This is a genomic window from Actinomadura litoris (assembly GCF_009733595.1).
Taxonomy (GTDB): domain Bacteria; phylum Actinomycetota; class Actinomycetes; order Streptosporangiales; family Streptosporangiaceae; genus Spirillospora; species Spirillospora litoris.
Window position 1 is genome coordinate 130,797 of the sequence record NZ_WOFH01000016.1, and the last position, 18,737, is coordinate 149,533.

At 74.9% G+C, this 18,737-nt stretch carries 18 protein-coding genes and 1 riboswitch; of the genes, 9 read left to right on the forward strand and 9 right to left on the reverse strand.

Annotated features, from left to right (window positions below; genetic code table 11):
* The first annotated feature begins 148 nt into the window (after window positions 1–148).
* Together GNZ18_RS35375 and GNZ18_RS35380 are read left to right on the forward strand one after the other, a co-directional pair.
* A complete protein-coding gene (locus tag GNZ18_RS35375) occupies window positions 149–1,234 on the forward strand; it encodes a polyprenyl synthetase family protein (protein WP_173390990.1) in 1,086 nt (361 codons plus the stop codon).
* A 69-nt stretch (window positions 1,235–1,303) separates the two neighbouring features.
* On the forward strand, window positions 1,304–2,416 hold the full coding sequence (locus tag GNZ18_RS35380; RefSeq protein ID WP_156221007.1) for a serine/threonine-protein kinase: 1,113 nt from the start codon (window positions 1,304–1,306) through the stop codon (window positions 2,414–2,416).
* Window position 2,417: 1 nt separating this feature from the next.
* Here the strand turns inward: GNZ18_RS35380 and GNZ18_RS41025 are convergent, their stop codons facing one another.
* The 4 genes from GNZ18_RS41025 to GNZ18_RS35395 all read right to left on the reverse strand — a co-directional run bounded on the left by GNZ18_RS41025 (window position 2,418) and on the right by GNZ18_RS35395 (window position 5,167).
* Window positions 2,418–2,576, reverse strand: coding sequence for a hypothetical protein (locus GNZ18_RS41025; RefSeq protein WP_173390987.1), 159 nt, complete (start codon window positions 2,574–2,576; stop codon window positions 2,418–2,420).
* Window positions 2,577–2,691: 115 nt separating this feature from the next.
* A complete protein-coding gene (thiE, locus tag GNZ18_RS35385; protein WP_156221097.1) occupies window positions 2,692–3,351 on the reverse strand; it encodes a thiamine phosphate synthase in 660 nt (219 codons plus the stop codon).
* A 154-nt stretch (window positions 3,352–3,505) separates the two neighbouring features.
* On the reverse strand, window positions 3,506–3,880 hold the full coding sequence (locus tag GNZ18_RS35390) for an Rv2175c family DNA-binding protein (protein WP_156221099.1): 375 nt from the start codon (window positions 3,878–3,880) through the stop codon (window positions 3,506–3,508).
* A gap of 78 nt (window positions 3,881–3,958) precedes the next feature.
* On the reverse strand, window positions 3,959–5,167 hold the full coding sequence (locus tag GNZ18_RS35395) for an NAD(P)/FAD-dependent oxidoreductase (RefSeq protein ID WP_156221008.1): 1,209 nt from the start codon (window positions 5,165–5,167) through the stop codon (window positions 3,959–3,961).
* 85 nt (window positions 5,168–5,252) lie between these two features.
* Window positions 5,253–5,366: riboswitch (TPP riboswitch) on the forward strand.
* Here GNZ18_RS35395 and thiO point away from each other — a divergent pair.
* The 6 genes from thiO to GNZ18_RS35425 all read left to right on the forward strand — a co-directional run bounded on the left by thiO (window position 5,356) and on the right by GNZ18_RS35425 (window position 11,469).
* Window positions 5,356–6,480, forward strand: coding sequence for a glycine oxidase ThiO (thiO, locus tag GNZ18_RS35400; RefSeq protein WP_156221009.1), 1,125 nt, complete (start codon window positions 5,356–5,358; stop codon window positions 6,478–6,480). It overlaps the preceding riboswitch by 11 nt.
* On the forward strand, window positions 6,480–6,680 hold the full coding sequence (gene thiS, locus GNZ18_RS35405; RefSeq protein ID WP_156221010.1) for a sulfur carrier protein ThiS: 201 nt from the start codon (window positions 6,480–6,482) through the stop codon (window positions 6,678–6,680). Before thiO ends, thiS begins: the two co-directional genes overlap by 1 nt.
* Window position 6,681: 1 nt before the next feature.
* A complete protein-coding gene (locus GNZ18_RS35410; protein WP_156221011.1) occupies window positions 6,682–7,464 on the forward strand; it encodes a thiazole synthase in 783 nt (260 codons plus the stop codon).
* A gap of 154 nt (window positions 7,465–7,618) precedes the next feature.
* The gene (locus GNZ18_RS35415) at window positions 7,619–8,584 is read left to right on the forward strand and encodes a DMT family transporter (protein WP_156221012.1); all 966 of its coding nucleotides are present in this window, start codon (window positions 7,619–7,621) and stop codon (window positions 8,582–8,584) included.
* Between the two features lie 78 nt (window positions 8,585–8,662).
* Complete coding sequence (gene pknB / locus GNZ18_RS35420) at window positions 8,663–10,558, forward strand: Stk1 family PASTA domain-containing Ser/Thr kinase (protein ID WP_173390991.1); 1,896 nt, start codon at window positions 8,663–8,665, stop codon at window positions 10,556–10,558.
* 62 nt (window positions 10,559–10,620) lie between these two features.
* The gene (locus tag GNZ18_RS35425; protein ID WP_156221013.1) at window positions 10,621–11,469 is read left to right on the forward strand and encodes a deoxyribonuclease IV; all 849 of its coding nucleotides are present in this window, start codon (window positions 10,621–10,623) and stop codon (window positions 11,467–11,469) included.
* Between the two features lie 639 nt (window positions 11,470–12,108).
* On the opposite strand, the gene GNZ18_RS35430 is transcribed toward GNZ18_RS35425, so the two are convergent.
* The 5 genes from GNZ18_RS35430 to GNZ18_RS35450 form a co-directional block, all read right to left on the reverse strand.
* Window positions 12,109–13,824: a sodium/solute symporter gene (locus tag GNZ18_RS35430; protein ID WP_312874923.1), complete on the reverse strand. Its 1,716-nt coding sequence runs from the start codon at window positions 13,822–13,824 to the stop codon at window positions 12,109–12,111.
* Window positions 13,821–14,423 (reverse strand): hypothetical protein, encoded by a 603-nt coding sequence (locus tag GNZ18_RS35435; protein ID WP_156221014.1) that lies wholly within the window; start codon window positions 14,421–14,423, stop codon window positions 13,821–13,823. The genes GNZ18_RS35430 and GNZ18_RS35435 overlap by 4 nt, the downstream gene beginning before the upstream one ends.
* Entirely contained in the window at window positions 14,416–15,207 is a 792-nt protein-coding gene (locus GNZ18_RS35440) for a LytR/AlgR family response regulator transcription factor (protein WP_156221015.1), read from the reverse strand. Before GNZ18_RS35440 ends, GNZ18_RS35435 begins: the two co-directional genes overlap by 8 nt.
* Window positions 15,208–15,282: 75 nt before the next feature.
* Complete coding sequence (locus tag GNZ18_RS35445) at window positions 15,283–16,611, reverse strand: histidine kinase (protein ID WP_156221016.1); 1,329 nt, start codon at window positions 16,609–16,611, stop codon at window positions 15,283–15,285.
* A 169-nt stretch (window positions 16,612–16,780) separates the two neighbouring features.
* Complete coding sequence (locus GNZ18_RS35450; RefSeq protein ID WP_156221017.1) at window positions 16,781–17,407, reverse strand: sulfite oxidase-like oxidoreductase; 627 nt, start codon at window positions 17,405–17,407, stop codon at window positions 16,781–16,783.
* A 268-nt stretch (window positions 17,408–17,675) separates the two neighbouring features.
* On the opposite strand from GNZ18_RS35450, the gene aroF reads away from it, so the two are divergent.
* The gene (aroF, locus tag GNZ18_RS35455) at window positions 17,676–18,716 is read left to right on the forward strand and encodes a 3-deoxy-7-phosphoheptulonate synthase (RefSeq protein ID WP_156221018.1); all 1,041 of its coding nucleotides are present in this window, start codon (window positions 17,676–17,678) and stop codon (window positions 18,714–18,716) included.
* The last annotated feature ends 21 nt before the right edge of the window (window positions 18,717–18,737 follow it).

Sequence of the window (18,737 nt, forward strand, 5' to 3'; positions counted from 1 at the left end):
CTTGAGCCGAAGGTGAACGGCGGACGGGCCCGGGTGGAGTGATCCCTCCCACCTCGCGCCATCCGGTATGCACCTTAAATAGCTAGAACTGGGCATTTATCCCGTTATGACGTACGAGCGGCCACCGACTCCTGGATACGATCTCGGCATGTCATCGAGCCCCATCCGCAAGGAGGTCGACGGGGCGCTGCTGGCCTTCGTCGCCCGGCAGCGTCCGAACCTGCTGGCGATCAGCGACGAGCTGGCCCCGCTGATGGCCGCGCTGGACGCGCTGCTCGCGGAGGGCAAGCGGCTGCGGCCGGCGTTCTGCTACTGGGGCTGGCGCGCGGCGGGCGCCGTGGAGGAGGACCTCGACGGGCCGCCCGGCGAGCGGCTGCACGAGGGGATCGTCAACGCGGCGGCGTCGCTGGAGCTGCTCCAGGCGAGCGCGCTGATCCACGACGACGTGATGGACTCCAGCGACACCCGCCGCGGGCAGCCCTCGATGCACCGCAGGTTCGAGGCGCTGCACCGCGCGCAGGGCTGGCCGGGCCCCGCGCGGGCGTTCGGCGAGGGCACCGCGATCCTGCTCGGCGACCTGTGCCTCGCCTGGTCGGGCGAGATGTTCGAGACGTGCGGGCTGGACGAGGAGCGCCGCCGCCGGGGCCGCGCCGTCTACGACCTGATGCGCACCGAGGTCATGTGCGGCCAGTACCTGGACATGCTGGAGGGCACCCGGGGCGAGGCCGCCGTCGACACGGCGCTGCGCGTGGTGGAGTTCAAGAGCGCCAAGTACACGATCGAGCGGCCGCTGCACCTCGGCGCCGCGCTCGCCGGGGGCGCCCCGGAGGTGTCGGCCGCCCTCACCGGCTACGGCGTCCCGCTCGGCATCGCCTTCCAGCTCCGCGACGACGTGCTCGGCGTGTTCGGCGACCCGGCCGAGACCGGCAAGCCCGCGGGCGACGACCTGCGCGAGGGCAAGCGCACCGTCCTGGTCGCGCTGACCCTCGAACGCGCCACGCCCGCGCAGGCGGCGGCGCTCCAGCGGCGCCTCGGCGACCCCGGCCTCGACCGGCCGGGCGTGGACGAGCTGCGCCAGATCATCACCGACACCGGGGGGCTCGCGGCCTGCGAGGCGATGATCGCCCGCTACACCGGCGACGCCGAGCGCGTGCTGGCGGCCGCGCCCGTCCCGGAGGAGGCCCGCGCCGCGCTGAACGCCCTCGCCGTCGCCGCGACCGCGCGCCGCACCTGACCGCGCGGCGCGCTCCGGGGACCCGAAGATCGGGGTTCCCCTGCCGACTCCCGTGATGACGCGGTACAAATGAGGAAATCTTCGTCCGTCCCCGCCGAGTCGGAGTCCGCCGTGCCGCACGACACCTCCCGCGGGAGGGCGAACCCCCATCACCCGCGTCCCGCCGCCCGATCCGCCGGCGGCGCCCCGCCGCGCGCCGGTCAGCCGCGCGGCGGCAAGCCCCGCGCCGCGGAGCCGCACCCCCGCGCGGCCAGGCCCGCGCGGCCCCGGCACCCCGGTTCGCCGCTCTGGGCGGGCGACCCGGGCTCCCTCGGCGGCTACACGCTGCTCGGGCGGCTCGGCGAGGGCGGCCAGGGCGTCGTCTACCTCGGCGAGGACGGGGACGGCGCGCTCGTCACCGTCAAGCTGCTGCGCGGCGGCGTCGCGGCCGGGCAGCGCGCCCGGGGCCGCTTCGTCAAGGAGGCGGACGCGGCGCGCCGGGTCGAGGGCCGCCACACCGCCCGCGTGCTGGACGCCGACGTCACCGGCGACCGCCCCTACATCGTCAGCGAGTACGTCGAGGGGCCCTCGCTCCAGCAGGTCGTCGAGGACCGGGGCCCGCTGCCCGCGCCCCGGCTCCACAAGATCGCCCTGCGCACGGCGGGCGCGCTCGCCGCGATCCACCGCGCCGAGATCGTGCACCGCGACTTCAAGCCCGGCAACGTCCTGCTCGGCCCGGACGGCGCCAAGGTGATCGACTTCGGGATCGCGCGCACCGCCGACGCGACCCCGGTGACCACGGGCCCGGTCGGCACCCCCGCCTACATGGCGCCCGAGCAGATCGAGGACGAGCCGGTCGGCCCGCCCGCGGACGTGTTCGCCTGGGGCGCGACGCTGGTGTTCGCCGCGACCGGGCGCCCGCCGTTCGGCACCGGGCCGAGCGCCGCCGTCATGCGGCGCGTGACGTCCCGGCCGCCGGACCTCGGCGAGCTGGAGGGCCCGCTGCGCGAGCTGGCGGCGCGCTGCCTGGACAAGAACCCCGCCGCGCGGCCGACCGCGCGGCAGCTCGTCCGCGCGCTGCGGGACGGGCAGGCGCCCGCGGCCAAGCCGCGCCCCAAGCGCATCCCCCGCTACCGGTGGCGGATGATGGTCGCGCTCGCGGTCGTGGTCACCGCCGGCTTCGCGCTCGGCGTGCTGTTCTAGGTCACCAGTGCGGCGGCCGCTCCTCCAGCAGGCGGTCGTCGTCGCTCACGCCGCCGCGCCACTCGCCCCACCCGGTGTCGGTGTCGTCGGACGTCTGGTCGGGCAGCACGTCCAGGTCGTCGTCGTCCAGGTGCACGAGCCTGTCGTCGTCGGGTCCCATGATCCCATTGTCGGTCATCCGGGCCGCTGCCCCGGCCGCGCGCGGGCGAACGGCACCCGACGAGCGGGCATCGGCCGGGTGGGCGCCAAGCGGACGGAACCTGAACGGAAGGCGGTCAGGCGGGCGGGAGGCGGTCGGCGAACGCGGCGGCGGCCGCGCCCGGGTCGTCCGCCTCGGTGATCGCCCGGACCACCACGACGCGGCGCGCCCCCGCCGCGAGGACCTCGTCGAGGTTGCCGAGGTCGATGCCGCCGATCGCGAACCACGGACGGCTCCCGCGCCGCCCGGCGACCCGCTCCAGCAGCTCGGGGCCGGGCGCGGCGCGCCCCGGCTTGGTGGGCGTGGGCCAGACCGGCCCCGCGCAGAAGTAGTCGACGCCCGCCTGCGCCGCCGCCGCGCCCGCCTGCCCGTCCGAGTGCGTCGAGCGGCCGATCAGGACGTCCTCGCCGATGATCGCGCGGGCGGCCGGCACGGGCAGGTCGTCCTGCCCGAGGTGCAGGACGTCGGCCCCGGCGGCGCGCGCGATGTCCGCCCGGTCGTTCACCGCCATCAGCGCGCCGTGCCGGTCGCACGCGGCGCGGAACACCTCCAGGTACTCCAGCTCCTGCCGGGCCTCCAGGCCCTTCTGGCGGAGCTGGACGAGGTCGACGCCGCCCGCGAGCACCGCGTCCAGGAACTCGGGCAGGTCGCCCTGCCGCTCCCGCGCGTCCGTGCAGAGGTAGAGGCGGGCGCGGGAGAGCCGGGCGCGGAGCGCGACGCCCTGCTCGGTGGGCATGTGCGCGGAGACGGTGCTGGCCACGGTGTCGGACGGTTCCTTCCGGAGACGGATCGCGGGGGCACGCGGCGGCGCCGCGGCACCGCGCGTGACCCCGCAATCGTGTCACGTGTGTTCGCCGGGCCCTCGGTCCGGCCCGTCCGACCGCCCCGCCCTAGAAGGCGAGGGCCTGGGCGCGGCGGCGCACCTCGGTGCCCCGGTTCTCGCTCAGCGCCTCGACGGGCGTGCCCGGCAGCGTGTCGTCGGCGGTGAACAGCCAGCGGACCGTCTCCACCTCGTCGAAGCCCGCGTCCGACAGGAGCGTCAGCGTCCCGGCCAGGCCCTTGATGACCTGGCCGTCCTTGAGGAACGCGGCGGGCACCATCGGCTCGCCGGCGCGCCGGATCGCCAGGAGCCGGCGCTCGCTGATGAGCTGCTTGATCCGGTTGGTCTTGATGCCGAGGCGGTCGGCGGTCTCCCTGAGGGAGAGCCACTCCCCGGCCAGGGCGTCGGTGCGGGGGTCGAGTGCGCTGTCAACGGTCGCGTGCATCTGCGTCACGCCCCCTGCCTACCACGCCTTCGGAAGACTCAAACCCGTTCGGCGCCCGTTCGCGCAGGTCAGTGTCCGCTACGCGCGAACAGCCTGCCGGACGGGCACGCCCGGATCGGCCAGCGCGGCGGGGTCGACGGGGGTCCCGGCGGCGATCACCCGCCTGGCCTGCACGAGGTCGCGGGGGCGGCCGACGGCGAGGATCGCGTCGAGCCGGTCGCCGGTGAGCCAGACGACCGCCCACGCCGCCTCCGCCGGGTCGCCCCGGCGGACGAGCCGCTCGGACGCCCCGTGCACGCCCGCGTACTGGACCATCCGGCCGAACTGCTCCGACCAGAAGTAGGGGACGGCGTCGTACGCCGCGTCCCGGCCGAGGAGCGCGGCGGCGGCCACGGCGGGCGCGTTCAGGGCGGTGTCCCAGTGCTCGACGAGCAGCCGCCGCCCGTACCGGGCGGACCACCAGGCGGCGCAGTCTCCCACCGCCACCACGTCGGGACGCGGCGCCCCGTCCGCCCCGGTGGCGCGGAACGAGGCGTCGGTGACGACACCGCGCTCCAGCAGCAGCCCGGATCCCTCAAGCCAGCCCAGGACGGGCCGGACGCCGACGCCGACGACCACCTCGTCGGCGTCGATCCGCTCGCCGCCCGCCAGGGCGAGGCCGCCGTCCTCGACCGCCGCGACCTTGACGCCGGTGCGCAGCCCGACGCCCGCCTCGGCGTACCAGCGCGCGGTCAGCGCGCCGACCTCGGGCCCGAGCGCGGACGCGAGCGGGGCCTCCGCAGCCTCGACCACGGTGACCGCGCAGCCCTTGGCGGCGGCGGCCGTCGCGACCTCCGCGCCGATCCAGCCCGCGCCGACGATCGCGAGCCGGGTGCCGGGGACGAGCGCGGCGCGCAGGTCCAGGGCGTCCTCGACGGTGCGCAGCACGCGCTGGCGCCCGCCGCCCGGCAGCGTCACCGGCGCGGCGCCGGTGGCGATCACGAGCCCGTCGAAGCGCAGCTCGCCCGCCGTGGAGGCGAGCGCGCCGCCCGCGCCCGGCGCGTCCAGCCGCAGGCCGGTGGCGCGCTCGCCGAGCAGGACCTCGCAGCGCAGCGCGTCCCAGTCGGCCTCCAGCGTGGTGTCGTCGGCGGCGCCCGCGAGGACGTCCTTCGACAGCGGCGGGCGGTCGTAGGGCAGGTGCCGCTCGGCGGAGACGAGGGTGATCGCGCCCGTGTGGCCGCCCTCGCGCAGCCCCTGCGCCGCCCGCAGTCCCGCCAGCCCGCCGCCGACGACGATCACGCTGTCCATGGCCGTCCACCCTAGCCGGGGGACCTCCGGACACAGTGATCGGTATCCGGACATCGGCGCATATCGCCAGGGGTCGTATGGTGGGGGGCGAGAGCGCGGGAGTCCGGTGCGACCGGGCTGAGAGGGCGGCTGAACGGGCCGCCGACCGCTACGACCTGATCCGGATCATGCCGGCGAAGGGAGCGCGCATGGAGATCGTCATCCTCGGCGCCGGAATCATCGGCCTCGCCACCGCCTGGCGGGCCGCCGCGGGCGGCGCCGCCGTCACGCTCGTCGACCCGGCGCCCATGAGCGGGGCGACCTCGGTCGCGGCGGGCATGCTGACCCCGGTCAGCGAGCTGACCTACGGCGAGGAGCCGCTGCTGCGGCTCGGCCTGGCCTCCCGCGACCGCTACGGCGCGTTCGTCGCCGAGCTGGAGGAGCGGACCGGGCTCGACGTCGCCCACCGCACCGACGGGATCCTGGAGGTCGCGTTCGACTCCGGCGACCTGAACCACCTGGACGACCTCCGCCGCTTCCAGGAGAGCCTCGGCATCCCGACCGAGGCGCTGACCGGCCGCGAGTGCCGCCGGCACGAGCCGATGCTGGCGCCCGGCGTGCGCGGCGGCCTGCTCGCCCCCGAGGACGGCTCGATCGACCCGCGCCGCCTCGCCCCCGCCCTGCTGGCGGCGGCCGAGGGCCTGGGCGCGCGGCTCGTCCGGCGGCGGGCGGCGGGAGTCCTGGTCGAGCGCGACCGGGCCGCCGGCGTCCGCCTCGACGACGGGACCGAGATCCGCGCCGACCGCGTGCTGCTCGCCGCCGGCTCCTGGTCCGGCGACCTGGAGGGGTTGTCGGCGGGGGTGGTCCCGCCCGTCCGCCCGGTGAAGGGCCAGGTCATCCGGCTGCGGACGGCGGTGCCGTTCCTGCGCCGCTCCACCCGCGCGCTGGTGCGCGGCTCGTCGGTCTACCTCGTGCCGCGCGCGGACGGCGAGATCGTCGTCGGCGCGACCCAGGAGGAGCTGGGCTTCGACACGCGGGTCACCGCGGGCGGCGTGTGGGAGCTGCTGCGCGACGCCCACGAGCTGCTCCCGGGCATCACCGAGCTGGAGTTCGCCGAGGTCTCGGCGGGGCTGCGGCCCGGCTCGCCCGACAACGCGCCGGTGATGGGCCCGTCGGCGCTGCCCGGCCTGTTCCTCGGCACCGGCCACTTCCGCAACGGCATCCTGCTCGCCCCGGTCAGCGCCGACATCCTGGCCGCGATGCTGCTGGACGGGCCCGTCCCCGCCGAGGCCGCCCCCTTCACCCCCGACCGCTTCTCCCCCGAGGTGCACTGATGAAGGTCATCGTCAACGGCGAGCCGCGCGAGGTGCCGGAGGGCACCAGCGTCGCGCAGGCCGTCGCCACCGTCTCCGCGGCCGGGTCCGGCGTCGCCGCCGCGCTCAACGACGAGGTCGTCCGCCGGTCGGCGTGGGACGACACGCCGCTGCGCGAGGCCGACCGCCTCGAAGTGCTCACCGCCGTCCAGGGAGGCTGACATGACCGTCCAGAACGAGACCGACCCGCTGGAGATCGCGGGCGAGAGGCTCGACTCCCGGCTCATCATGGGCACCGGCGGCGCGCCCAGCATGGCGGTGCTGCGCGAGGCGCTCGTCGCGTCCGGGACGGAGCTGACCACGGTCGCGATGCGGCGGGTCGACCCGTCCGCGCGGGGCTCGGTGCTGGACGTGCTGCGCGAGTGCGGCGTCCGGGTGCTGCCGAACACGGCGGGCTGCTTCACGGCGGGCGAGGCCGTGCTGACCGCCAAGCTCGCGCGCGAGGCGCTCGGCACCGACTGGGTCAAGCTGGAGGTGATCGCCGACGAGCGGACGCTGCTGCCCGACCCGATCGAACTGGTCGAGGCCGCCGAGCAGCTCGTCGACGACGGCTTCACCGTGCTGCCCTACACCAGCGACGACCCCGTCCTCGCACGGCGGCTGGAGCGGATCGGATGCGCGGCGGTGATGCCGCTCGGCTCCCCGATCGGCTCGGGGCTCGGCATCCGCAACCCGCACAACATCGCGCTGATCGTCGAGCAGGCCGGGGTCCCGGTGATCCTGGACGCGGGGATCGGCACCGCCAGCGACGCCGCCCTCGCCATGGAACTGGGCTGCGACGCCGTCCTCCTCGCCACCGCCGTGACCCGCGCCCAGTCCCCCGCGCGGATGGCCGCCGCGATGCGGCACGCCGTCGAGGCCGGACGCCTCGCCCGGCAGGCGGGACGCATCCCGAGGCGCCACCACGCCCAGGCGTCCTCCCCCTTCGAGGGCCTCGCCACCTGATGTAGAGATCCTTAAAGATCGCCTGTAGCAGGATTCGCTGGACCCGCACGTCAACCGCACCGAGACTGGATCTATCCCCCCGAACCCCCCCGTCCCGCAACCATGCGCGACATTTCGGTGTTGATGGAAGCATTCCAGACCTAAGGTGCGTGACATGGAAGAAGGGAACGTTCCCGCCCCGGCGCGCGTCGACCGGCTCGCGGTGGCCGCCGCGACCGTGACCGTCGTCCTGTGGGCGTCGGCCTTCGTCGCGATCCGCAGCGCCGGGGAGGACTACAGCCCCGGCGCCCTCGCGCTCGGCCGCATGCTCTCCGGGGCGCTCGTGCTCGGCGCGATCTGCCTCGTCCGCCGGGAGGGCCTGCCCTCCCGGGCCGCCTGGCCCGGCATCGCCACCGCCGGGGTGCTGTGGTTCGGCGCCTACATGATCGCGCTGAACTGGGGTGAGCGGCTCGTGGACGCGGGCACCGCCGCGCTCGTCGTCAACATCGGGCCGATCCTCATCGCGCTCCTCGGCGGCTGGCTGCTGAAGGAGGGCTTCGCGCCCCGGCTCCTGGCGGGCATGGCGGTCTCGTTCGCGGGCGCCGCCGTCGTCGGGCTGTCGATGTCGGACGAGGGCGGATCCTCGGTCGGCGGCGTCCTGCTGTGCCTGGCCGCCGCCGTCACCTACGCCGCGGGCGTCGTCACCCAGAAGCCCACGCTCAGGCACGCCACGCCGTTGCAGTTCACCACGTTCTCCTGCGCGATCGGCGCCCTCGCCTGCCTGCCGTTCGCCGGGCAGCTCGCCGGAGAGGCCGCCGACGCCTCCACCGGCGCGACGCTCAACGTGCTCTACCTGGGCGTCTTCCCGACCGCGCTGGCGTTCACGACCTGGGGGTACGCGCTGGCCCGCACGTCCGCGGGGAAGATGGGCGCCACCACCTACGCCGCGCCCGCGCTGGTCGTCCTGATGTCGTGGCTGTTCCTGGGCGAGGTCCCCGGGCTGCTCACGCTCGCGGGCGGCGTGCTGTGCCTGGCCGGTGTCGGCGTGTCCCGCAGCACCCGGTCGCCGCGCCGCGGCACCCCCGTCCTGCCGGCCGAACCCGAGCCGGACCCGACCGGCGCCGGCGCCGGCGCCCGGTGAGGCTCCGACCCGCGGCGCAGGGGCGCTCATACTCGGGACTGATGAGATCCGCCCGGACGTCGCCGTAAACTCGCAGCGATGGACGCGACGGCTACCGATCCCCTCGTCGGGCGGGTACTCGACGGGCGATACCGCATTGAGTCACGGGTCGCCCGCGGTGGCATGGCCACCGTGTACGTCGCGCGCGACATCCGCCTCGACCGCGTCATCGCGATCAAGGTGATGCACGCCGCGCTCGCCGCCGACGAGGACTTCGTCGCCCGCTTCATCGGCGAGGCCAAGTCCGCCGCCGCGCTCTCGCACCCGAACGTCGTCGCCGTCTACGACCAGGTCACCGACGGCGAGCACGTGTTCCTCGTGATGGAGTACGTGGAGGGCCACACGCTCCGCGACGCGCTCACCGCCGCCGGCCGGTTCGGCCCCCGCGCCGCGCTGGAGATCATGCAGCCGGTGCTCGCCGCGCTCGGCGCCGCGCACCGGGCCGGGCTGGTGCACCGCGACGTCAAGCCGGAGAACGTGCTGATCACCGAGGACGGCCGGGTCAAGGTCGCCGACTTCGGCCTCGCCCGCGCCGAGTCCGCGAGCAAGATGACCCGCACCGGCGTGATCATCGGAACCGTCGGCTACCTGGCGCCCGAGCAGGTGGTGGCGGGGCACGTCGACGTCCGCACCGACGTCTACGCCGCCGGGATCATGCTCTACGAGCTGGTCACCGGGCGGCTGCCCCATCAGGCCGACACCGCGTTCGCCGTCGCCTACAAGCACGTCAACGAGACCGTCCCGCCGCCCTCGGAGGCCGTCCCCGGCATCCCCCGGCAGGTCGACGACCTGGTCACCGACGCCACCAGCCACGAGCCCGACCGCCGCCCCCGGGACGCGAACCAGTTCCTCGCCGAGGTCGCCGAGGCCTACAACGGCCTCCCCCGCGACTTCGACCAGCGCATGGAGCAGCCGACCACCACCGTCGAGATGCACGCCCCGGCGCCGCACACGGCCGTCATGGACCGGCGGGAGCTGCCCCGCGAGCGCGGCCGCGCCGACCGCGCGATCGGCGTGATCACCGGCCGCTACGTCCTGATCGCGGTCGGCGCGGTCGTCGCGATGGTCCTCGGCTGGGCCGTCTGGTACGAGACGTCCGGCCAGTACGACCACGTCCCCGAGAAGATCGTCGGGATGAAGGTCGCGGACGCCCGCGCCAAGCTGGAGGGCGGCGGCCTCGACGTCCGCGTCGCGAAGGCCGTCTACGACGACCGCGTCCGCAAGGGCGAGGTCGCCAGGTCCGACCCGCCCGCGGGCGCCCGCGTCGCCAAGGGCGAGACCGTCACGCTCACCCCGTCCCGGGGCCGCTCCCCGCGCGAGGTCCCGGACGTCGAGGGCAAGTCCCTGGCCGACGCCCGGAGAATACTCGGCGACAAGGGCTTCACCGTCGGGCAGACCAGCACCAACGGCTCGCAGACCGTCTCCAGGGACCGGGTCATCAGCAGCGACCCGCCCGCGGGCGAGCGGCGCTCCCCCGACGAGCCGGTCGACCTCGTCATCAGCAGCGGCATGTCGATGCCGAACCTGGTCGGCATCGGCGGCGAGAACGCCGCCAACCAGCTCCGCTCGATGGGCCTGGACGTCAAGATCGACAAGCGGAAGGTGGACGGCAAGCCGGCGGCCACGGTGGTCAGCCAGGACCCGCCCATGGGCACCGGCGTGTCGCGGGGCGACCACGTCACGCTCGTCGTCAACGAGGACGACTGCAAGATCGACATCGGCCCGGTCAAGTGGGGCTGCAAGCAGGGCGGCGAGGAGGACATCCCCGTCCCCAACCTGATGGGCCGCAACGTCGACGAGGCCAAGGCGGCCCTGGAGGACTCGGGTTTCAAGGTCACCGTGACCGGGATCGGCGGCGACACCGTCCGCTTCCAGAACCCGAGCTCCGGCGAGGCCCCCCGCGGCTCCACCATCACCCTCCTCCGCGGCCCCTGAGCCGTCCCGGCCCAACGCGCCCGTTGAGGCCACTTCGCAACACGCCATAGGCTGGACGACCTATGACCTCACCGAAGAGCCTGATCGGCGCGCACGTCCCGGTCGCCGGCGGTCTCGCCACCGGCGGCCTGAAGTACGCCGCCGAGATCGGCGCCGAGACCATCCAGGTGTTCGTGGCGAACCCGCGCGGCTGGGCGATGCCCGAGGGCAAGCCCGCCGAGGACGCGAAGCTGCTGGAGCGCGCCGACGTCCCCGTCTACGTCCACGCCCCCTACCTGGTCAACATCGGCTCCCCGAACCCCGAGACCCTGACCAAGTCGCTGGCGAGCATCCGCCACTCCCTCGCCCGGGGCCGCGCGATCGGCGCCCGCGGCGTCGTCGTCCACACCGGCTCCTCCGTGAGCCAGACCTACGACGAGGCGATGGCGCAGGTCCACGAGCACGTCCTCCCCCTCCTCGAAGAGATCCCCGAGGACGGCCCCGACCTGCTGCTGGAGCCGATGGCGGGCCAGAACAACATGCTCTGCGCCAAGGTCCAGGAACTCGGCCCCTTCTTCGACAGGCTCGAACACCACCCGAAGCTCGGCGTCTGCTTCGACACCTGCCACGCCTACGCGGCGGGCCACGACCTGGCCGCCCCCGGCGGCGCCAAGGCCGCCATCGACGCCCTGGTCGCCACCGTGGGCGAGGGCCGCCTCAAACTCGTGCACGCCAACGACTCCAAGGACCCCTGCGCCTCGGGCCGCGACCGCCACGAGAACATCGGCGCGGGCCACATAGGCGAGTCCCCCTTCGCCGACCTCTTCCACCACCCCGCCGTGGCCGGCATCCCCTTCATCATCGAAACCCCGGGCCGAGCCCCGGAACCCCACGCCAAAGACATAACCACCCTGAAAAACCTGCGCCCGTAGGCCCGAAGCAAGGGCCAAGAGAGGCACCAAGAGCACCACGCGCAACGCAGTAAGCCCAGCCCCGCAACGACCGAAACGTTGCGATCGCGTCCGAAGGCAGATGCGAGCGAAGCGAGAATCTGATCGCGAAGCGAGCCGCCAAGGCGAGTTCGGAGCGATGCCAGCGATCGCCGTGTTGCCTGCCGAAGGAGGGAGCGCCAGCGACCGACGCCAAGGGCAATACAAAAGGACTCAGGCGCCGCGGAACAACCCCCCGACTGTTCCGCGACGCCCGAGCCACAGGTCGCCGGATCCCACCCCCCCGGTACGGGATCCAGCGACTCACGACCCGGCGCTCGACTGGCGTGCGCCGGATCTCCGGATTTGCTGTTGTGGGAGGTTCCGGCGGTGGGGTGGTGCTGGATCGCCGTCCGCCCTCCGTGGCGGGTGTGGTTGTAGTGCCACTGAGAACACTAGGGGTCTGGTGCCACCGATCGGGAGGCGGAAAACGCGGGGCTCGATGAGCGGTATGTAGTCGGAGATGTGCGTAGAGTAGCTGTGCGACGAGCGGGCGGTCCGACGGGACGAGCGGGCCGGGCGCGGTCGCGGGAACGGTCCACGCAGGTCGGGCGGCTGCCGCCCGGCCCGATGGGCGGCGGATCAGCGGGCGGTGATGTCCTCGGGCAGGTGCAGCCGGGCGAGCGCGCGTTCGGCACGGCGCGGGACGCGGCGCCGGGTCAGCAGGGAGACGGCGACCATCGCGGCGAACGACAGCGGGGCGAGGAGCATGGCCGGGTGGGTGAGCAGGACGGCGGGCCAGCCCGTGAACGGGCCCGCGACGAGGCGGGCGACGCCGGCGGCGACCGACAGGCCGCCGCCGAGCAGGAGCCCGGCGCCGGCGCCGGGCGCGGTGAGGCCGCGCCACCAGATGCCGAGGACGAGCAGCGGGCACAGCGAGCACGCCGACACGCACAGCGCCATCGTCACGACGTTCGCGGCGCCCTGGGGGCCGATTCCGGGGAGCAGCGCGAGCGGCGCCGCGAGCGCGAGGACGACGCCGGCGCGGAACGCGGTGACGCCCCGGCGGCGGACGCACTGGGAGAGGGTCCCGGCGATGGCGACGACGATGCCGCACGAGGTGGAGATGAACGCGGCGAACGCGCCGGCGGCGACGAGGCCGGTGAGCAGCGCGCCGGCGGGTCCGGGCAGCATCCGCTGCGGGAGGAGCAGGACGGTCGCGTCGAGGTCGCCGGTGAGCAGCAGGTCGGGGGTGTAGAGGCGGCCGAGCGCGCCGTACAGGACGGGGAACACCGAGAACAGGGCGAGCAGGGCGGGCACGGCGGCGGCGGTGCGGCGGGCGGTGGTGCCGGAGGCGTTGGTGTAGAAGCGCATGAGGATGTGCGGGAGGCCCATGGTGCCGAGGAGGACGCCGAGCATCGCCGAGTACCCGGCGTAGAGCCCGAGGCCCTCGCCGTGCCCGAACGGCATGGCCCAGGTGTCGCCGTCCTGGACGGTGAGGCGCCCGGCGTGCGGGACGGGCGCGCCGGGCGGGAAGTCCACGTCGGCGCCGGGGCCGATCGTGTGGGTGCCGGCGGGCAGCCGCAGCCGTTCCCCGGCGCGCGGGACGCCGTCGACGGGCCCGCGGACGGTCACGACGGTGTCGGCGGGGAGGGTGACGGTCAGGCCATGGCCGACGTGGACCCGGGTGTCGCGGGCGAACGTGGGGGCGCCGGCGCTCGCGGGGTCGGCGCCGCCGTCCAGGTGCCACAGGGCCAGCAGCGCCACGGCGGGGACGGCGACCGCGACGAGCTTCACCCAGAACTGGACGGCCTGGACGGCGGTGATGCTGCGCATGCCGCCGGAGGCCACGACGAGCAGCGCCACCGCGATCACCAGGGCCCAGCCCGCCCACACGGGCGCGCCGGTGAGCACCCGGAGGGTGACGCCGGCGCCCTGGAACTGCGGCAGGAGGTAGAACCAGCCGACGAAGCAGACGCAGCCGGTGACGATCCGCCGGACGGCGCGGGAGCCGAGCCGCCACTCGGCGAAGTCGGAGATCGTGTAGGCGCCCGACCTGCGCAGCGGCGCGGTGACGAACGCCTGGAGCAGGACGTATCCGGCGGTCGCGCCCATGGGCAGCCACACCATGTCGGCGCCGTAGGCGAGCACCAGCCCGGCGGTGCCGAGGTAGGCGGCGGCGGAGATGTACTCGCCGCCGATGGCGGAGGCGTTCCACCAGGGGGTGACGCCGCGCGAGGCGATGAGGAGGTCGGAGGTCGTCCGGACGGCGCGGCGGCCGTACAGGCCGAGGGCGGCGGTCATGCCGACCAGCGCGGCCAGGGCGCTGAGGGAGGCCGCCGTGGCCGTCACGGTCACCGGCGCCCCGCCGGCCCCGCGCGCCCGACCGGCCCCCGGCGCCCGGCCGGCGCCGTGCCGCCGGTCGGCGCCGTGTGCTCGGGCGGTGCGGCGCGGGAGGTCTGGCGGGTCAGGGCCCGTTCGGCGCCCTCGGCGCGGCGGAGGTGCAGGAGGGACGCGGCGACCCAGACCGGCTGGATGCCGAGGGCGAGGACGGCCCAGGCGAGCGGGACGCCGTCGGCGCGCAGGCGGCCGAGGGCGGGGGCGAGGGCGAGCAGCAGCGGGAGGCCCGTCACCACGATCATGACGGTCGCGCCGGTGGTGAGGGCCGCCCGGAGCTGGACGCGGATCAGGGCCCGCGCCTGCGCGAGCCCCGCCCCGTCGCCGCCGCGTCCCGCCGGCTCACCGGCGCAGGCCGCGAGGGGGAACGAAACAGAACACGAAGGACATGGCGGATCGGGCGGGTCGGTGTCGGCGGTCTCCCGCCCGGCCGGGTCGTGACCGGCGCCGGAGGGCTCGGCGCCCGGCGGCCCGCCGCCGGGGTCCGGCGCCGCCTGCGGCAGGGCACGGGCGCGGGCGGCGGTCGCGCCGGAGACCACGACGCGGCGTCGGTCAGCCAAGGCGGCCACCTCCGGGAGCTTCGGGCTGCTGTCGGGCGGGCTGGTGGAAGCGGCGGATCAGCAGGTCGCGGACCTCGCGGGTGTGCCGGCGGCTCACCGGCAGCAGCTCGTCGCCGATCTGGACGGCCGCCCGCCCGCCGTCGAAGTGCAGCTCGGTGATGTGCTCGGACGCGACGAGCGTGCTGCGGTGGATGCGGATGAACCCGGCCGCCTCCCACCGCTTGGTCAGCGCCGCCAGCGGCATCCGGACGAGGAAGCCGCCGTCGGCGGTGTGCAGCCGGACGTAGTCGCCCTGCGCCTCGACGTGGGTGACCGCGCGGCGCGAGACCAGCCGGGTGCGCCCGCCCAGCTCGACGGGGATCATCTCGTCGTCGGCGCGGCCGCCCTCGCCCGGCGGCGCGGCGCGCCCGGCGGCCTCGGCGACCCGGCGGACGGCCTCGGCGAGCCGCTCGGGCCGGACGGGCTTGAGCAGGTAGTCGAGCGCGCCGAGCTCGTAGGCGGTGACGGCGCAGTCGTCGTGCGCGGTGACGAACACGACGCGCGGCGGCGCGGCGAAGCCGGTGAGCAGCCGGGTGAAGTCGAGGCCGTCCAGCCCCGGCATCCGGATGTCGAGGAAGACCGCGTCGAGCCGCTCGCCCGCCACCAGCATGCGGCTGAGGTCGCGCAGCGCGGACGCGGCCTCGCCCGCCCCGGTGACCTGCCCGATCCGCGGGTCCTTGCGGAGCAGGTAGGTGAGCTCCTCCAAGGCGGGGCGTTCATCGTCGACGGCCAGGACGCGCAGCATAGGGGCGACTTTGCCGCGATTACCGTCTGTCCGCAATCGGTTTCGAAATGTGAGTGGCGTGTCGTGGACCGCCGCTCACTCTGGAAATACTCCTGGCCGGTACTTCGGGACACGCAAATTCACCTTCGTTCCGGCGCCCGGCGCGGTCTCGACGGTCAGCCCGTACTCCTCGCCGTAGACCTGCCGCATCCGCTCGTCCACGTTGGCGAGGCCGATGCCCGCTCCGTCCGCGTTCGGCCTTTCCTGGGGGTCGCCCCCGGATCGTCCGCGGGACGCGGCGCCCCCCGGCCCGTGCGTCCGGGACCGGCCGACGGGGGCGGAGAGGATCTCCTGGAGGCGCTCGGGGTCCATGCCCGCGCCGTCGTCCTCGACGCTGATCGCGGCGTCGGCGCCGGAGTCGCGCGCGACGATCGAGATGTGGAACTCGCCGTCCGCGCCCTGCATGCCGTGCCGGATGGCGTTCTCGACCAGGGGCTGGAGGGCCAGGAACGGCACCGCGACGGGCAGCACCTCGGGCGCCACCTCCACGCTGAACCGCAGCCGCTCGCCGAACCTGGCGCGCTCCAGAAGCAGGTAGCGGTCGATGGAGCGCAGCTCGTCGGCGAGCGTGGTGAAGTCGCGGGGGTTGCGGAAGGAGTAGCGGGCGAAGTCGGCGAAGTCCAGCAGGAGCGAGCGGGCGCGGGCGGGGTCGGTGCGGACGAACGAGGCGATCGTGGTCAGCGAGTTGTAGACGAAGTGGGGGGAGATCTGGGCCCGCAGCGCCCGGGTCTCGGCCTCGGCGAGCCGGACCCGGGAGGCGTCCAGTTCGGCGAGTTCGAGCTGGTCGGTGACCCAGCGGGCCGCCTCGCCCACCGCCTTGACCCGGGCGGCGGACGGGCCGGGCCAGTACGCGGCGAGCGCGCCCTCCACCCGTCCCTCGACGGTGAGCGGGGCGATCGCGGCGACGCGCAGCGCGCAGCGGGGGTCGGCGCAGGCCGGGGGGCCGGGGGTGACCACGCGGGGGCGCCCGGAGGCCAGCACCGGCAGGGCGTGCCGGACGGCCTCGGCCGCGTGCCACCCGCCGCCCGCGCCGTCCCAGGCGAGCAGCCGCCCGTCCGCGCCGCCGGGGTCGGCCCCCTCCTCGCATTCGGGGGGGTGGGCGGAGATCAGCGCGACCGCCTCGGCGCCGAGCAGCGAGCGCAGGTGCCCGGCCGACCGGCGGGCCGCCTCCCTGCTCAGCCCGCCGCGCAGCGGCGGCGAGGCCCGCGCGATCGTGTGCAGCGCGGCGAACCTCGCCGCCTCGGCGGCGAGCCCGGGGCCGCGGCGCCGCCGGGCCGCGGGCCAGCGGTGCAGCGCGCAGGCGCCGGTGACCGCCGCGGCGGCCGACGCGCATGCCATGACACCCACAACGGACGGTAGGTCCATGACGACCCACGGTAATGGCTGTCTCGCCGCCCGGTCTGTCTGTTGCCCATTTACGAAGAACTCGATTGGACCGAAATCCCGGACAACGCACCGATCCGCGCATGGTCCACAAAGGCGGATGGCCAGGGAGTCGTCCCCGTAGGAGCGCCATGGGCCGCGATTCGCCGCGTCAGCCGGGCGGCGACTCGCCCTCGTCCTCCTGGTAGGAGTAGCGCTGCTCGCGCCACGGGTCGGCGACGTTGTGGTAGCCGCGCTCCTCCCAGAAGCCGCGGCGGTCCCTCACCAGGTACTCCACGCCCCGGACCCACTTCACGCTCTTCCACGCGTACAGGTGCGGCACGACGATGCGGATCGGGAACCCGTGGTCGGGGCTGAGCCGCTCCCCGTCGCGGTGCGTGGCGAACATCGTCCCGTCGGCGAGGAAGTCGGTCATCCGGATGTTGGCGCTGTAGCCGTACTCGGCCCAGACCATGACGTGGGTGACGTCCGGCGCGGGCGGCGCGAGGTCCACGATCAGCGTGCAGGGCACGCCCCGCCACTCGTTGTCGGGGATCGTGAACTTGGTGACGCAGTGGAAGTCGCCGACGGCCTCGGACTTCGGGAGCGCGTCGAACTCGTCCCAGCTCCAGCGGTACTGCCCGCCCGACTCGGTGGCGCCGAAGACCCGGAAGTCCCAGCCCTCCGGGCGGAACCTGGGCACCGGCCCGTAGTGGAGGACCGGCCAGCCCCGGGGGACGTACTGGCCGGGCGGAAGGTCCCGCGGATCCGGCGCGGGCTCATCGGGTGGGGACGACATGACGCGGCCATCCTGCCATCCGGCGTGAGCTGAGCCATATTCGCCCCCCGTACGGAGCGGGGGCCCGGGAATCGGCTACGCTGACCTCGTGCGCAACGTCGTGTATTTCTTTTGGTTCGACCAGCCCGGGCGGCTGGTCTGCCAGACGTTGCGCTGACAGACCACCAGACGAAGAGCCCCGGGCCCCAGCGGCCCGGGGCTCTTCGTCGTTCCAGGGATGTTCGCGGGGGCCGCCGGCCCCCGCGCCACGAGGAGAGGCAGCACACCAATGGTCGTCGTCATGGCCCCCGAGGCCAACGAAGCGGATGTCCGGGCCGTCGTCTCACTGGTCGAGACGGCGGGCGGCGACGCGTTCGTCAGCCGCGGTGTCGAGCGGACCATCGTCGGGCTCGTCGGCGACGTCCAGCAGTTCGCCTCCCTGAACCTGCGCGGGATGCGCGGCGTCAGCGACGTGATCCGCATCTCCGCGCCGCACAAGCTGGTGAGCCGCGAGAACCACCCCGAGCGGACGGTCGTGCGGGTCGGCGGCGTCCCGGTCGGCCCCGGCACGATGACGCTGATCGCCGGCCCGTGCGCGGTGGAGACCCCCGAGCAGACGCTCGGCGCCGCGCAGATGGCGAAGGCGGCCGGCGCGACGCTGCTGCGCGGCGGCGCGTTCAAGCCCCGGACCTCCCCGTACGCGTTCCAGGGCCTCGGTGAGGCGGGCCTGCGCATCCTCGCGGACGTGCGGGAGGAGACCGGCATGCCGATCGTCACCGAGGTGGTGGACGCCCGGGACGTCGACCTCGTCGCCTCCTACGCCGACATGCTCCAGATCGGCACCCGCAACGCGCAGAACTTCGCGCTGCTCCAGGCGGCGGGCGAGGCGGGGCGCCCGGTCATGCTCAAGCGCGGCATGAACGGCACGATCGAGGAGTGGCTGATGGCCGCCGAGTACATCGCGCAGCGCGGCAACCTCGACATCGTGCTGTGCGAGCGCGGCATCCGCACCTTCGAGCGCGCCACCCGCAACACCCTGGACATCTCCGCGGTCCCGGTGGCGCAGCGCATGTCGCACCTGCCGGTGATCGTGGACCCGTCCCACTCGGGCGGCAGCCGCGACCTGGTGCTGCCGCTGACCCGCGCCGCGATCGCGGTCGGCGCCGACGGCGTGATCATCGACGTGCACCCGCACCCGGAGACCGCGCTGTGCGACGGCCCGCAGGCCCTCGTGGACGGCGACCTGCGCGAGCTGGCCAAGATCGTCCGCGACCTGCCGCCGATGGTGGGCCGCGTGCTCACCGGGACGGCCGACGGCGTCCCCGCCTGAGCCGGTCGCGCGGGGGCCGGT

Coding starts and splice junctions, on each gene's coding strand:
- GNZ18_RS35375 (WP_173390990.1), top strand. CDS start 149: ATGTCATCGAGCCCCATCCGCAAGGAGGTCGACGGGGCGCTGCTGGCC.
- GNZ18_RS35380 (WP_156221007.1), top strand. CDS start 1,304: ATGAGGAAATCTTCGTCCGTCCCCGCCGAGTCGGAGTCCGCCGTGCCG.
- GNZ18_RS41025 (WP_173390987.1), bottom strand. CDS start 2,576: ATGGGACCCGACGACGACAGGCTCGTGCACCTGGACGACGACGACCTG.
- thiE (WP_156221097.1), bottom strand. CDS start 3,351: ATGCCCACCGAGCAGGGCGTCGCGCTCCGCGCCCGGCTCTCCCGCGCC.
- GNZ18_RS35390 (WP_156221099.1), bottom strand. CDS start 3,880: ATGCACGCGACCGTTGACAGCGCACTCGACCCCCGCACCGACGCCCTG.
- GNZ18_RS35395 (WP_156221008.1), bottom strand. CDS start 5,167: ATGGACAGCGTGATCGTCGTCGGCGGCGGGCTGGCGGGACTGCGGGCG.
- thiO (WP_156221009.1), top strand. CDS start 5,356: ATGGAGATCGTCATCCTCGGCGCCGGAATCATCGGCCTCGCCACCGCC.
- thiS (WP_156221010.1), top strand. CDS start 6,480: ATGAAGGTCATCGTCAACGGCGAGCCGCGCGAGGTGCCGGAGGGCACC.
- GNZ18_RS35410 (WP_156221011.1), top strand. CDS start 6,682: ATGACCGTCCAGAACGAGACCGACCCGCTGGAGATCGCGGGCGAGAGG.
- GNZ18_RS35415 (WP_156221012.1), top strand. CDS start 7,619: ATGGAAGAAGGGAACGTTCCCGCCCCGGCGCGCGTCGACCGGCTCGCG.
- pknB (WP_173390991.1), top strand. CDS start 8,663: ATGGACGCGACGGCTACCGATCCCCTCGTCGGGCGGGTACTCGACGGG.
- GNZ18_RS35425 (WP_156221013.1), top strand. CDS start 10,621: ATGACCTCACCGAAGAGCCTGATCGGCGCGCACGTCCCGGTCGCCGGC.
- GNZ18_RS35440 (WP_156221015.1), bottom strand. CDS start 15,207: ATGCTGCGCGTCCTGGCCGTCGACGATGAACGCCCCGCCTTGGAGGAG.
- GNZ18_RS35445 (WP_156221016.1), bottom strand. CDS start 16,611: ATGGACCTACCGTCCGTTGTGGGTGTCATGGCATGCGCGTCGGCCGCC.
- GNZ18_RS35450 (WP_156221017.1), bottom strand. CDS start 17,407: ATGTCGTCCCCACCCGATGAGCCCGCGCCGGATCCGCGGGACCTTCCG.
- aroF (WP_156221018.1), top strand. CDS start 17,676: ATGGTCGTCGTCATGGCCCCCGAGGCCAACGAAGCGGATGTCCGGGCC.